Consider the following 14,014-nt stretch of genomic DNA (forward strand, 5'->3'; position numbering starts at 1 on the left):
GGTTCATCCATTATGTATGCATATGACGAACTCGACCGCACGCTGATCAACGAGCGTGTTTCGGAATTCCGCGACCAGGTGAAGCGCCGCCTTTCCGGCGAGCTCACCGAGGACGAATTCAAGATCCTGCGCCTGCAGAACGGCGTTTACCTGCAGCTGCACGCCTACATGTTCCGCGTCGCGATCCCCTACGGCACGCTGTCGTCGAAGCAGCTGCGCCGCTTCGCCCATGTCGCGCGCCGCTACGACCGCGGCTACGGCCACTTCACCACGCGGCAGAATATCCAGTTCAACTGGATCAAGCTCGCCGAGCTGCCGGATGCGCTGTCCGATCTCGCCGAGGTCGGCATCCACGCGATGCAGACCTCCGGCAACAACATGCGCAACGTCACCTCGGACCAGTGGGCCGGCGTCGCGCCGGGCGAGATCGAGGATCCGCGCATCTGGTCGGAGCTGATCCGCCAGCACACCACGCTGCATCCGGAATTCTCGTTCCTGCCGCGCAAGTTCAAGATCGCCATTACCGCTGCCGAGCACGATCGCGCCGCGATCAAAATCCACGACATCGGGCTGCGCCTGCACAAGAATGCCGACGGCGAGACCGGTTTCGAGGTGCTGGTTGGCGGCGGCCTCGGCCGCACCCCGTTCATCGCCAAGACCATCAAGCCGTTCGTCCCCGGCCGCGATATCCTGAGCTACATCGAGGCGATCCTGCGCGTCTACAACCAGTACGGCCGCCGCGACAACATCTACAAGGCGCGCATCAAGATCCTGGTGCACGAGCTCGGCATCGAGAAGTTCGCCAAGGAAGTCGACGAGGAGTGGAAGGCGATGGGCGATGTCGGGCTGACGCTCGACCACGCCGCCATCGAGGAGGTCCGCTCGCGCTTCGCCTATCCGGCCTACGAAAAGCTGCCGCACATGCCGGACGAACTGAAGCAGGCCGCCCATGACCCGCTGTTCGAGCGCTGGCGCAAGAACTCGGTGTCGCCGCACAAGGTGCAGGGCTATTCGATCGTGACGCTGTCGCTGAAGCCGGTCGGCGGTCCGCCCGGCGACGCCACCGCCGAGCAGATGGACGCGGTCGCCGACCTCGCCGACAAATATTCGTTCGGCGAGATCCGCGTCGGCCATGAGCAGAATCTGGCGCTGCCGCACGTCGCCAAGCGCGATCTGCCCCAGCTGTTCAAGGCGCTCGATCGGCTCGGCCTCGCGACGCCGAACGTCAATTTGGTGACCGACATCATCGCCTGCCCGGGGCTGGACTACTGCTCGCTGGCCAACGCGCGTTCGATCCCGATCGCGCAGGAGCTGACGCGGCGTTTCGCCAACCACGACACCGCCGGCCTGATCGGCCGGCTCCACATCAACATCTCCGGCTGCATCAATGCCTGCGGCCATCACCATGTCGGCCACATCGGCATTCTCGGCGTCGAGAAGAACGGTGAGGAATTCTACCAGATCACGATCGGCGGCCGCGCCGACGAGAACGCGCAGATGGGCACCTTGATCGGCCCGGCCGTTCCCTATGCGGAAGTCGCCGACGTCATCGAAGACATTGTCGAAGCCTATCTCGCGCTGCGCGACCGTCCCGAGGAATTGTTCGTCGATACGGTGAAGCGTCTGGGCGTCGAGCCTTTCAGGGAGCGGGTCTATGCCACTCGTTAAGCAGGGAAGAATCACGACCGATCTGTTCGTCCATGTCGCCGACGGCGCCGAACTGCCAGGCGACGGCGCGGTGCTGGTGACGGCCGAGCGCTTTCTCGCCGATCCGGAGGCGCTGCTGCGCCGGCCCGGCAAAACCGGCGTGGTCTGGCCGAACAACCGCAATCTCGAGGATCTCGTGCCGCATCTCGATCGTTTGGCCTCGGTCGCGCTGGTGTTCCCGACCTTCCGCGACGGCCGCGCCTACAGCCAGGCGCGGCTGTTGCGCGAGCGCTACGGCTATGACGGCGAGCTGCGCGCCACCGGGCAGATCCTGCGCGACCAGTTCGTGTTCATGACACGCGCCGGCTTCGACGCTTTCGAGGTGAAGAAGGACGCCGACGCCCATGCCTTTGCCGCGACCATGAAGCGCTATTCGGTGTTCTACCAACCGACCGGCGATGGCCGCGTCACCGCGCTCAACCGCCGCATGCAGTTGCGTCACTCGGAGAGCGCGGGCCAGTGAGCACGGTTGCACCAGAGCTCGCCGCAATGGTGCCGGGCGCATTGCCCGCCGCCGATGCGCTCGATCGCGCGCTGCGCACGGCATCGCCCGCCGAGGTGATCGCGGCCGCGCTGAAGGCGGTCGGCCGCGAGAAGCTGGCGCTGGTGTCGTCGTTCGGCACCGAGTCCGCCGCGCTGCTCAAGGTGATGGCGGACGTCGATCCGGCGATCCCGGTGGTCTTCCTCGACACCGGCTGGCTGTTCGAGGAAACGCTGGCCTATCGCGACACGCTGATCAAGACGCTCGGCCTCACCGATGTGCGCTCGATCAAGCCTGACGAGCAGGCGCTGTCGCGCCAGGATCCGGATCGCGAATTGTGGTTCACCGATCCCGATGCCTGCTGCCGCATCCGCAAGGTAGAGCCGCTGGCGCGTGCGCTAAAGCCGTTCGCCGGCTGGATCAACGGCCGCAAGCGTTTCCAGGGCGGCGCCCGTGCCGATATCCCCGTCGTCGAGGACGACGGGACCAGGCTGAAATTCAATCCGTTCGCCAATGTCTCCCGCGAGGAGATCGAGGCGATCTACACGCTCGGCAGACTGCCGCCGCATCCACTTGTCGCATCGGGATATCAGTCGGTCGGGTGTATGCCTTGCAGCAGCCGGTCCGCAGCCGGCGAGGATGCGCGCGACGGCCGCTGGCGTGGCCGGACGAAGACTGAGTGCGGCATCCACACGATGAAGATGTCGTAGAGCATGAAGCAGGGCGCTCAAGCGCGATGACGATTCATCGCGACTTGGCGACGCGACAAAGCCTTCGCAGTGCGGCAAGTTCGTAGCACAAGCGCGCTGCGCCGTTGAAAACAAAGAAAACCGGTTTCGTTGACTTAAGACCACTTCACCGTGAGTTATGTCTTGCGTGTTCCCTGACATTCTCAGGTTGAATGGAGACAGAAATGATCCGTCGTATGCTGCCGCTGGTCGCGGGATTGTTGTGGGCGAGCTCGGCCTTTGCGGCCGACTATTCGCTGCTCAACGTGTCCTACGATCCGACGCGCGAACTCTATGTCGATTTCAACAAGGCGTTTGCCGCAGCCTATCAGAAGGAAACCGGCAAGAGCGTCGAGATCAAGCAGTCGCATGGCGGCTCGGGCTCGCAGGCGCGCTCGGTGATCGACGGATTGCAGGCGGACATCGTGACGCTGGCGCTCGCCTATGACATCGATGCGATCGCGGGCAAGGGCCTTCTCGCCGCCGACTGGCAGAAGCGGCTGCCGCTCAACGCCTCGCCCTACACCTCGACCATCGTGTTCCTGGTCCGCAAGGGCAATCCCAAGGGCATCAAGGATTGGGATGATTTGATCAAACCCGGCGTCAGCGTGATCACGCCGAACCCGAAGACCTCAGGCGGCGCGCGCTGGAACTATCTGGCCGCCTGGGGCTACGCGCAGAAGAAGTTCGGCTCGGCCGACAAGGCGAAGAAGTTCGTCGCCGACCTCTACCAGAACGTGCCGGTGCTCGACACCGGTGCCCGCGGCTCGACCGTCACCTTCGTCGAGCGCGGCGTCGGCGACGTGCTGCTGGCGTGGGAGAACGAGGCCTTTCTGGCGCAACGCGAATTCGGCCAGGACAAGTTCGAGATCGTGGCGCCGGCGCAGTCGATACTCGCCGAGCCGCCGGTCGCCGTGGTTGACGCGGTCGCCGACAGGAAGGGCACCCGCGCGGTCGCCGAAGCCTATCTGAAGTATTGGTACACCAAGGAGGGCCAGGAGATCGCCGCGCGCAACTCCTACCGGCCGCGCGATCCCGAGATCGCCAAGGAGTACGAAAAATCCTTCGCCAAGGTTGAACTTTTCACCATCGACGACGTTTTTGGTGGTTGGACCAAGGCGCAGAAGGAGCACTTCGCTGAGGGCGGCATCTTTGATCAGATCTACAAGAACTGATCTCGCGCATGATCCGGAAAAGTGTGACGCGGTTTTCCGAAAAGATCATGCGCAAACAAGAATGTGAGGCGCGATCGGTCGCGCTTCTGGTCGAACAGGGGGAATTGTGAGCACAGCGGTAGCACGGCGCAGTACTCTGCCGGGGTTCGGTCTCACCATGGGACTGACCCTGACATGGCTCTCCGTTATCATCCTGATTCCGCTGGCGGCGCTGTTCCTCAAGACGTTCGAGCTCAGCCTCGATCAGTTCTGGGGCATCATTACCAGCCGCCGCACGCTGAATGCCCTGAAGATTTCGTTTGGGCTTTCGTTCGCAGCCGCATGCGTCAATCTGGTGATGGGCACCATCATCGTCTGGGCGCTGGTGCGCTATCGCTTTCCGGGCCGGCGGCTGTTTGACGCCATCGTCGACATTCCGTTCGCCTTGCCGACGGCGGTCGCCGGCGTCGCGCTGACGCAGCTGTTCGCCCAGAAGGGCTGGCTCGGCGCGCCGCTCGCCGAGCTCGGCATCAAGGTCGCGTTCACGCCGATCGGCATCTTCATCGCGATGATCTTCATCGGCATTCCCTTCGTGGTGCGCACGGTGCAGCCGGTGCTGATCGATCTCGATCCCGAGATCGAGGAAGCGGCGGCGAGCCTTGGCGCCAATCGCTGGCACACGGTGTTCCGCGTCATCCTGCCGAGCCTGATCCCGGCGCTGCTCACCGGCTTCGCGCTCGCCTTTGCCCGTGCCATCGGTGAATACGGATCGGTAATTTTCATCGCCGGCAATCTGCCCAATGTCTCCGAGATCGCACCGCTCTTGATCGTGATCAGGCTGTCCGAATTCCGTTATGCCGACGCCACCGCGATCGCGGTCGTGATGCTGGTGGCTTCGTTCCTGATCATCTTCCTGATCAACCGGCTGCAGCGCTGGGCGCAAGCCCGCATTCCCGTGCATTGAGGTCTCAAGATGTCGATGCAGACGGGATTGGCGACCTCGACCACGCAACTGCGGACCTACGTGCCCGCGACCGACGTCAGCGTTGCGGCTCCGGCGCCGCGGCTCGAGATCGCGCGTGCGGAGCCGGCCGCGGCGCAGCGCAACCTGCGCACCGAGCCGGGCCCGATCCGCTTCATCATCATTGCGCTCGCGATCACCTTCCTCAGCGTATTCGTGGTACTGCCGCTGGTCGTCGTGTTTGCGTCGGCCTTCTCGAAAGGCATTGGCGCATATCTGGCCGCGCTGGCCGAACCTGAAGCACTGGCCGCGATCAAGCTGACGGTGCTGATCGCCGCGATCTCGGTCGCGCTCAATCTCGTGTTCGGCGTGGTCGCAGCCTGGGCGATCTCGAAATTCGAATTCACCGGCAAGACCTTCCTGATCACGCTGATCGACCTGCCGTTCTCGGTCTCGCCCGTGATCTCAGGCCTGGTCTTCGTGCTGCTGTTCGGCGCGCAGGGCTATTTCGGGCCGTGGCTGCAGGCCCACAACGTCCACATCCTGTTCGCGGTGCCCGGCATCGCGCTGGCGACGATCTTCGTCACCTTTCCGTTCGTGGCGCGCGCGCTGATCCCGCTGATGCAGGAGCAGGGCACCCAGGAAGAGGAGGCGGCGATCTCGCTCGGCGCGTCCGGCCTGCAGACCTTCTTCCGCGTCACGCTGCCCAATATCAAATGGGGCCTGCTCTACGGCGTCCTGCTCTGCAACGCGCGCGCGATGGGCGAGTTCGGCGCGGTATCCGTCGTCTCCGGCCACATCCGCGGCGAGACCAACACGATGCCGCTGCTGGTCGAGATCCTCTACAACGAATATCAGTTTGTCGCGTCGTTCGCGATCGCGTCGCTGCTTGCGATGCTGGCGTTGATCACGCTGGTGGCGAAGACCGTTCTCGAGCGGCAGCTGGACGAGCCAGAGGTGCCCGATGGCGATTGAAGTCAAGAATATCGTAAAGACGTTCGGCAGCTTTGCCGCGCTGGACAATGTCGATCTCAAGGTCGCCGACGGCGAGCTGCTGGCGCTGCTCGGTCCGTCCGGCTCCGGCAAGACGACGCTGCTGCGGATCATCGCGGGGCTGGACTGGCCTGACTCGGGCGAGGTCGCGATCGACGGCGAGAATGCGCTCTCGCGCGGCGCGAGCGAGCGTCAGGTCGGCTTCGTGTTCCAGCACTACGCGCTGTTCCGCCACATGACGGTATTCGAGAACGTCGCGTTCGGCCTGCGCGTGCAGCCGCGCGCGATCCGCAAGGACGAGGCGACGATCCGCGCCCGCGTCAAGAACTTGCTCGATCTGGTGCAGCTCGACTGGCTGGCCAACCGTTATCCCAGCCAATTGTCCGGCGGCCAGCGCCAGCGCATAGCCTTGGCGCGTGCGCTTGCGATCGAGCCGCGCATCCTGCTGCTCGACGAGCCGTTCGGCGCGCTCGATGCCAAGGTGCGCAAGGAGCTCCGGCAATGGCTGCGCTCGCTGCACAACGAGATTCACGTCACCTCGATCTTCGTCACCCACGACCAGGAGGAGGCGCTCGAAGTCGCCAACCGCGTCGTGGTCATGGACAAGGGAAAGATCGAGCAGATCGGCTCGCCCGGCGAGGTCTATGACAATCCGGCGACCGCGTTCGTGCACGGCTTCATCGGCGAATCCATCGTGCTTCCGGTCGATATTGCCGGGAATGCGGTGCGGCTGGATGGCCGTCCTCTGAACATTCCGGCGTTGGGTGCGGCGTCCGGCGCGGCAAAGCTGTTCGTCCGCCGCCACGACATGGCGGTCGGTCCGGCGGGAACCGGCGTGCTGGAAGGCGCCATCCGGCATGTCCGTTCCTTCGGTCCGATCCAGCGCGCCGAGGTGACCCTGTCGGCCGGTGAGGGCAAGACCGTGATCGAGATCGACGCGCCGCGCGACCGTGAGCTGCAGGCCGGCGAAATCGTCTCGCTGCAGCCCCGCCGCTACCGGATTTTTGCAGTCCAGGAATAGGGGCCCAACCGCAGGAGCGCTTTCCGAACCTCCCCTTGGAGGAGGGAGGTCGCTTTGCTCGCCGGAGCAAGCGGGCGGGGATCCTGCCTCCATAACAACCGCAGTTGCCCGTGGCCGTCCTCCATCCCGACCTGCTGCCTTTGAGGGGGGAAGGAGAAGCAGGCGATCGCCGGAGCCGGGCGGCCTGTATGAAGCGCTGCCGTGACCGGCAAACAGTACGCGCCTAACGGGCCTTGACGGGCCGGTTGCCGTGGCTGTCCTGAGGTACGCCCCGCTGCAGCGACATGTGGGAATGAATGCCGAGCCAATGTCCGTCGGCGTGACGCGCGAGGATGATGGTCGCCCGCCCGGGCCGATCGAACCGGCTTCCGTCTGCATGGAAACCGGTGCTTGTCCAGGGCGTGATCACCGTCGCCATGTTGCCGTCGGCGCTGACCAGCACAACCGTGTTGTCGAGGTCGAAGGCGAAGTCCGCTGTGCGAGGCCAGACATTGTCCCATTGCGTCTCGGTCCAGCGCGTGCGGCCGCGGATGAGTTCCTGGTAGGTGCCAAAAGAGATGATGTCGGGATGCCAGAACAGACGGGCAGCAGCATAATCCACGGCCCTGACGCAGGCGGCGAACCGCTCGAGCCAATCGAAGATCGATTGGGTCGTCGTCGAATCGGCGATCGGCAGGGCTGTTTCCTGGCTCATGAACTTCCTCAACCCGACGGCTAGGTTGGGCCGACCGAGCCAGAAACGCACAATGGTGTCAACGGGATGGTCGAAGACCGGATGCGGCCGGCGGGTCGCGTCGCGCACCGTTAAGCAATGACGGCATTTGGCGGCCAAAAGTTAGCCCCTGTTCACCATTCAGCCACGGTTGGTATGCAACAACGGCGCGCCAACTTTGGGGGTTCTCACTAGTGAAACGGACGACGGTCGCCCTGTTCGGGCTTCTGGTGCTTGCCGGCTGCGCCGCGGACACCAAAATCCCGGAACAACCGGCGATGTATCTGGATATGGCGCAGGCCGGCGCGGTGCTGGACGCCCAGGCCGCCGCGATCATGTTCTCGCAATACCGCCAGAACAACGGCCTCGGCACCGTGGTGGTCGACCCTGACCTGACGAGGCTCGCCGAACAGCAGTCACAGGCGATGGCCGCCCGCAACAAGATGGACCATGACGTGAAGGCTCCGCTCGGCAAACGGCTGGAGGCCGGGGGCTATCCCGCGACCGTGGCGGTCGAGAATATCTCGGCCGGCTATCACACGCTGGCGGAAGCCTTTTCGGGTTGGCGCGATTCACCGCCGCACAAGGCCAATATGCTCAAGGGCGGTGTCACAAAAATGGGCATCGCGGCCGTCTATGCTCCCAACACCAAGTACAAGGTGTTCTGGACGCTTATTCTTGCGGCAACCTGATTTCGATAAATTCCGCGTGATCTTGCATGATCCGGAAAAGTGTGAAGCGGTTTTCCGAGAAGATCATGCTCAAACAAAGAGCTACCCATCTCGCTGATTGACGCCGCGGCGAACAGCCGCCACGGTGCTCCTCAAGTCATTTCCGACCGAACGGTAACGAATGGATACTTCGGATTCCGCGCCGGCTTCGACGCCCGCGCTAGCGCAGCGGGTGCTGGTTCTTCAGGGCGGCGGCGCGCTGGGCTCCTATCAGGCCGGCGCCTTCCAGGCGCTCTGTCACGCGGGCTTCGAGCCGGAATGGATCGCCGGCATCTCGATCGGCGCCATCAATGCCGCGATCATCGCCGGCAACGAGCCGGACAAGCGCGTGCCGCGGCTGAAGGAATTCTGGGAGATGGTGTCGGCGCCGGTGCCGTGGAATCCGATCTCCAAGCATGAGCGCGCCCGTTCGCTGTTCAACGAAACCAGCGCCGCCATCATCGCAACCTTCGGCGTGCCCGGCTTCTTCACGCCGCGGATTCCGCCGGCGCCGCTGTGGCCGCCCGGCAGCTCGCAATCGTTGAGTTATTACGACACGGCGCCCCTGAAGAAGACGCTGGAGCGGCTGGTTGACTTTGACCGGATCAACGATCTGAAGACGCGGCTGTCGGTCGGCGCGGTCGGTGTCACCTCGGGCAATTTCCGCTATTTCGACAATTACGAGTTCAAGAAGCTCGGCAAGAAGATCGGCCCCGAGCACATCATGGCTTCTGGCGCGCTGCCGCCGGGCTTTCCCGCCGTCGTGATCGAGGGCGAGCATTACTGGGACGGCGGCATCGCCTCCAACACCCCGCTCGACTTCGTGCTCGACGAGGAGACCAACCGGGATCTCCTGATTTTCCAGGTCGACCTGTTCAGCGCGCGCGGGCCGTTGCCGGAGACGCTGCTGGAGGCCGCGGAGCGCGAAAAGGACATCCGCTATTCGAGCCGGACGCGGATGAACACCGACAAGAACAAGCAGATCCACAACGCCCGCATGGCGGTGCGCGACCTGATCGGCAAGCTGCCCGATTACTTGCAGAACGATCCGTCGGTCGAATTGCTGCGCAAGGCTTCCAGGGAAAACACCGTCACGGTGGTGCACCTGATCTACAAGAGCAAGAACTACGAGTCCTCGTCGAAGGACTACGACTTCTCCCATGTCGGGATGGTCGAGCACTGGGGCGCAGGCGTTCGCGACGTGCATTTGTCGATGCGTCACAAAGAATGGCTAGAACGGCCTCAGTCCGGGGAAACCATGGTGACATACGACCTCACGGGGGACGAACCCACGCCCCCTGCAAGCAAATAGGAGCGAACGATAATGGGTACGTTGACAGGCAAGACCGCCGTTGTGACCGGCTCGACCAGCGGCATCGGATTGGCTTATGCGCGCGCCTTCGCCGGCGCCGGCGCCAATGTCGTCATCAACGGCATGGGTGTGCCGGCCGACATCGAGAAGGAGCGTTCCGGCATCGAGACCGACTTCAAGGTCAAGGCGGCCTATTCGCCGGCCGACATGACCAAACCGGCCGAGATCGCCGACATGATCGCGCTCGGTGAAAAGACCTTCGGCTCGGTCGATATCCTGGTCAACAATGCCGGCATCCAGTTCGTGTCGCCGATCGAGGAATTCCCGCCGGAGAAGTGGGAAGCGATCATCGCGATCAATCTGTCGTCGGCGTTCTACGGCATCCGTGCCGCAGTGCCGGGCATGAAGAAGCGCGGCTGGGGCCGTATCATCAACACGGCGTCCGCGCATTCGCTGGTCGCGTCGCCGTTCAAGTCGGCCTATGTCTCGGCCAAGCATGGCATCGCCGGCCTTACCAAGACCGCGGCGCTGGAACTCGCGCAGTTCAAGATCACCTGCAACTGCATCAGCCCTGGCTATGTCTGGACGCCGCTGGTCGAGCACCAGATTCCGGAGACCATGAAGGCGCGCAACATGACCAAGGAGCAGGTCATCAAGGACGTGCTGCTCGCCGCCCAGCCGACCAAGGAGTTCGTCACCTCGGAGCAGGTCGCAGCGCTGGCGCTGTTCCTGTGCGGCGACGATGCCGCACAGATCACCGGCGCCAATCTCTCGATCGACGGCGGCTGGACCGCGGAGTAGCGCGCGTCATTGAGTTCGGTGTTCGTCATGGCCGGGCTTGTCCCGGCCATCCACGTCTTTGGTGCCGATGGATTCTGAAGACGTGGATGCCCGGGACGAGTCCGGGCATGACGCGGGCAAGACCGAGGCTATTTCCCGAACGCCAGCACGTGCAGCCCGAGGCGCGAGCGCACCACATAGAACAACAGGATCGTCTCGAAGATCAGCGACAGCGAGGTCGACGCGGCGGCGCCCATGCCGCCATAGCGCGGGACGAGCGCGATGCAGAGTCCGACATTCATGAAGAACGACACCGCATAAGCCGTTGCGCAGATACTCTGGTGTCCCAGCATGTTCAACAGGCGCTCGACCGGCCCGATCGCCGAGCGCACCACAAGCCCGATCGCGGCGACGAACATGATGCTGTAGCCGTCGACGAATTTCGGGCCGAACAGCCACAATAGCGGCTTGCCGAACGCGAGCAGGGCGATGGTCGCAAATAGCGAGGGCCAGAACGTCCAGCTGATGGCGTGCGCGACATAGGCCGACAGCCGGTCCTTGTCGCCGAGCGCATTGTACTCGGCGAAGCGGTGCGCCGTGGTCGCCGACATCGCGTAGTGCACGAACGACACCAGCGCCAGCGTCTTCACCACCGCGAAATAGATGCCGACCTCCTCGGAGGAGCGGAATTGCTGCAGCATCAGCACGTCGGTGTAGCCGAGCAGCAGGTAGAAGCTCTCGACCAGCATGATCGGCAGCGAGATCGCGAACCAGCCCTTGACGTCGTAGGTCTTCTCGCCCGGGCCGATATGGGCGGCGAGGCGGCGGTTCAGCACGATCATCTGGCCGATCGCCGCGATGTACACTGCCGCGGCGCTCGCGATCATCGCAGCCGTCGCGCCGAGATTGAGGCCGAGCGCCAGCGCGCCGGCGGTTAGCGCGATGATCAGTCCCTGCCGCACGATGAACTGCGGCATCAGGCCGAGCTGCATCCAGTCGTGCGCGCGCGAGATGCCGTCCTGGGTGTTGGCGACCACGAAGGGCGGCAATGTCAGGCAGCCGACATAGAGCGGCACGACCGCATTCGGATCGATCCAGGGCGAGGCGAGGTGGATCACGCCGGCGAGCAGCATCGCGACCGTGCTGGACGCCGCAAGCACCATCCAGCGGCCGCCGGAGAGGAAGCCGCGCAGCGCGGCGAGGTTGCCGCGCGCGCGATATTCCGGAATGATCTTCTGCGCGGACGGCGCGATGCCGAAATCCATGGTGCTCCCGAGCAGCAGCACCCAGGTCCAGACATAGACATAGATGCCGTAGTCGGAGCCGCTCATCCAGCGCGCCAGCAGGATCTGCGCGAGATAGGCGATGGCGGCGCTGATGACGCGGATGACGAAGATGGTGCCGGCGAGGCGGTTGGTGACCGACGCCTCCTTGGTGCCGCCGAGCGCGCGCGCGGCGAGGCCGCGCAGGCGTGCGGCCGGGCCCGATGGCGCAGGCGTTGCGGATTGTGTCTCCATCACTGCCAAAGCGGAAAATTCCTAAAGCGCCGCTAGGCGGCAATGGCCCCCGATCTATCAACGAAACGTTAAGATTGGGTTGGACGGGCCGACCCGGGCAGGTCCAGCCAAGGAACTTCCGACGCGCTGGTCGCACATCTGGCAGGCACGCGATCGCGCGCGTTCCCGGCGCCGGCGTCAGTTCAAACTGATATTGAATTCGTAGCTTTTGTCGCCGCCGACCAGCGTCAGCTTCAGCGCGGCGCCGTCCGCCTTGGCGCCGGGCGGCAGGCCGTCGAGTTCGAAGCTGAAACGCTTCACGCCCGGCGGCGCGTGCTCGACGAGCTTGGGCACCGGCAGCGCCCAGTCGGGCGTCGGCCCCTCGACGAACAGGCTGAGATCCTTGACCTCGGGCGCGGTGACATCGACCAGCACGTTGTTGCCGTCGCGCTTGACGTCGCGGATCGTGAACGGGGTGGGGTCGCCGATATTGGCGGGCTTCGGCACCGCGTTGAGCGCTTCCGACAGCGCCGCGTCCTGGGTCGAGGCCACGCTCGCGAACCCAAGCTCGGCCTTTGCTTCCACCGGCACGCACAGCTTCTCGCAGACCGCGTAGCTGATGTCGGCGCGCAACACCAGCGGCTTGTCGGGATTTTTCGCGACGATGCGCAGCGGCAGCACCACCTGGTGCTTGTAGCCGAGCGAGGTGCCGCCGGCGCCGTCGTCGAACCGGCGCGGCGCCGGCCACATCACCGTGACCGCATCGACATTATCCGACTTGGAGAAATCGAACCGCGGCGGCACGCCGGAATCGCCGGGTGTGCGCCAGTAGGTCTTCCAGCCGTCCTGCAACTGGAAGGCGATGCCGCCGAGCAGCACCGCGCCACTGCGCGATCCCGCGAGCAGCCTGACCGCGGAATGCGTGTCCTGCTGCCACGGCGAGGCGTCGTCGGCGCGGGCCTGCGTTGCCATCAATGCGACGGATAATATGGCGGTAACGCCAAATGCGGCACGCACGGGAACTGTGACGATCATGAGACGTCTTTACCTGCAACTTTCGGTGCAAACCATTGAATTGCTTGTGATGCATCGCCGCACCGCGGCCGATGGTTGATTGACAGAACGGCCACCCAATATCAGGATGCCAAATCAGCAGGAAAGGCCTTTGCGGATGCGCCCTGAAGGCAAAACAGGCAAGACTCGCAAGACCGCCGCCGGCAGAAGCCCGGCCGTCGGTCCCCATGCCACCGAAGATGGCTATCTCGATGGCCAGATGCTGATCGCGATGCCTGTCATGAATGACCCGCGGTTCGAGCGCTCCGTGATTTACATGTGCGCCCATTCGTCGGAGGGCGCGATGGGCATCATCGTCAATCGCCCGGCCGGCAGCATCGACTTCCCCGGCCTTCTGGTGCAGCTCGACATCATCGAGAAGTCGGACCAGATCCAGCTGCCCGAGAATGCCGAGATGATGAAGGTGATGAAGGGCGGCCCGGTCGACACCGGCCGCGGCTTCGTGCTGCATTCCAGCGACTTCTACATTCAGGACGCAACGCTGAACATCGACGACGGCATCTCGCTTACCGCGACCGTCGACATTCTGAAGGCGATCGCCAAGGGCGCCGGGCCCAAGCACGCCATCCTCGCGCTCGGCTATGCCGGCTGGGCGCCGGGCCAGCTCGAGAACGAGATCCAGCACAATGGCTGGCTGCATTGCGATGCCGATCCGGAGCTGATCTTCGGCACCGACGTCGACGAGAAATACGCGCGTGCGTTGCGCAAGATCGGCATCGAGGCCGGCATGCTCTCCAACGACGCGGGCCACGCGTAGCGCCACACCCACGGTGTCGTCCCTGCGAAAGCAGGGACCCATATGTGGACGGCCCCCGTGGCACAAGAGCTTTTTGAGTAGATCGGATCGCTTGCATCCATATGTCCGGCCTGTTGATGCGACGGTTA

General features: G+C 64.1%; 14 protein-coding genes. 11 read left to right on the forward strand and 3 right to left on the reverse strand.

The window, feature by feature from the left end:
* Positions 1-12 precede the first annotated feature (12 nt).
* From ABIB78_RS12045 to ABIB78_RS12075, 7 genes are all read left to right on the forward strand, one after another.
* Positions 13-1,668 carry a nitrite/sulfite reductase gene (locus ABIB78_RS12045; RefSeq protein ID WP_429024467.1) on the forward strand — a complete coding sequence of 552 codons (1,656 nt, stop codon included), beginning with the start codon at positions 13-15 and terminating at the stop codon, positions 1,666-1,668.
* On the forward strand, positions 1,655-2,170 hold the full coding sequence (locus tag ABIB78_RS12050; RefSeq protein ID WP_429024469.1) for a DUF934 domain-containing protein: 516 nt from the start codon (positions 1,655-1,657) through the stop codon (positions 2,168-2,170). The genes ABIB78_RS12045 and ABIB78_RS12050 overlap by 14 nt, the downstream gene beginning before the upstream one ends.
* A 26-nt stretch (positions 2,171-2,196) precedes the next feature.
* Positions 2,197-2,898 (forward strand): phosphoadenylyl-sulfate reductase, encoded by a 702-nt coding sequence (locus ABIB78_RS12055; protein WP_429024522.1) that lies wholly within the window; start codon positions 2,197-2,199, stop codon positions 2,896-2,898.
* Positions 2,899-3,101: 203 nt separating this feature from the next.
* Positions 3,102-4,091, forward strand: coding sequence for a sulfate ABC transporter substrate-binding protein (locus ABIB78_RS12060; protein WP_429024471.1), 990 nt, complete (start codon positions 3,102-3,104; stop codon positions 4,089-4,091).
* A gap of 136 nt (positions 4,092-4,227) precedes the next feature.
* Positions 4,228-5,034 carry a sulfate ABC transporter permease subunit CysT gene (gene cysT, locus ABIB78_RS12065; protein WP_028342242.1) on the forward strand — a complete coding sequence of 269 codons (807 nt, stop codon included), beginning with the start codon at positions 4,228-4,230 and terminating at the stop codon, positions 5,032-5,034.
* A gap of 9 nt (positions 5,035-5,043) precedes the next feature.
* Positions 5,044-6,006, forward strand: a complete 963-nt coding sequence (cysW, locus tag ABIB78_RS12070; protein ID WP_429024473.1) for a sulfate ABC transporter permease subunit CysW — start codon at positions 5,044-5,046, stop codon at positions 6,004-6,006.
* A complete protein-coding gene (locus ABIB78_RS12075) occupies positions 5,996-7,045 on the forward strand; it encodes a sulfate/molybdate ABC transporter ATP-binding protein (RefSeq protein ID WP_429024474.1) in 1,050 nt (349 codons plus the stop codon). Before cysW ends, ABIB78_RS12075 begins: the two co-directional genes overlap by 11 nt.
* Positions 7,046-7,268: 223 nt before the next feature.
* Here ABIB78_RS12075 and ABIB78_RS12080 read toward each other — a convergent pair whose 3' ends face one another.
* On the reverse strand, positions 7,269-7,739 hold the full coding sequence (locus ABIB78_RS12080; protein ID WP_429024475.1) for a YybH family protein: 471 nt from the start codon (positions 7,737-7,739) through the stop codon (positions 7,269-7,271).
* A gap of 212 nt (positions 7,740-7,951) precedes the next feature.
* Between ABIB78_RS12080 and ABIB78_RS12085 the strand changes: the two genes are divergently transcribed.
* The 3 genes from ABIB78_RS12085 to ABIB78_RS12095 all read left to right on the forward strand — a co-directional run bounded on the left by ABIB78_RS12085 (position 7,952) and on the right by ABIB78_RS12095 (position 10,580).
* On the forward strand, positions 7,952-8,449 hold the full coding sequence (locus tag ABIB78_RS12085; protein WP_429024477.1) for a CAP domain-containing protein: 498 nt from the start codon (positions 7,952-7,954) through the stop codon (positions 8,447-8,449).
* A gap of 160 nt (positions 8,450-8,609) precedes the next feature.
* Positions 8,610-9,779: a DUF3734 domain-containing protein gene (locus ABIB78_RS12090; RefSeq protein WP_429024478.1), complete on the forward strand. Its 1,170-nt coding sequence runs from the start codon at positions 8,610-8,612 to the stop codon at positions 9,777-9,779.
* Positions 9,780-9,791: 12 nt separating this feature from the next.
* Positions 9,792-10,580: a 3-hydroxybutyrate dehydrogenase gene (locus ABIB78_RS12095; protein ID WP_106321122.1), complete on the forward strand. Its 789-nt coding sequence runs from the start codon at positions 9,792-9,794 to the stop codon at positions 10,578-10,580.
* 128 nt (positions 10,581-10,708) lie between these two features.
* On the opposite strand, the gene ABIB78_RS12100 is transcribed toward ABIB78_RS12095, so the two are convergent.
* Both ABIB78_RS12100 and ABIB78_RS12105 read right to left on the reverse strand, forming a co-directional pair.
* On the reverse strand, positions 10,709-12,085 hold the full coding sequence (locus ABIB78_RS12100) for an oligosaccharide flippase family protein (RefSeq protein ID WP_429024480.1): 1,377 nt from the start codon (positions 12,083-12,085) through the stop codon (positions 10,709-10,711).
* Positions 12,086-12,253: 168 nt separating this feature from the next.
* Positions 12,254-13,090, reverse strand: coding sequence for a protein-disulfide reductase DsbD domain-containing protein (locus tag ABIB78_RS12105; protein WP_429024482.1), 837 nt, complete (start codon positions 13,088-13,090; stop codon positions 12,254-12,256).
* Between the two features lie 136 nt (positions 13,091-13,226).
* On the opposite strand from ABIB78_RS12105, the gene ABIB78_RS12110 reads away from it, so the two are divergent.
* Entirely contained in the window at positions 13,227-13,886 is a 660-nt protein-coding gene (locus ABIB78_RS12110; protein WP_429024484.1) for a YqgE/AlgH family protein, read from the forward strand.
* Positions 13,887-14,014: the final 128 nt, after the last annotated feature.

This window comes from Bradyrhizobium sp. I1.14.4 (assembly GCF_050435825.1).
Taxonomy (GTDB): Bacteria; Pseudomonadota; Alphaproteobacteria; order Rhizobiales; family Xanthobacteraceae; genus Bradyrhizobium.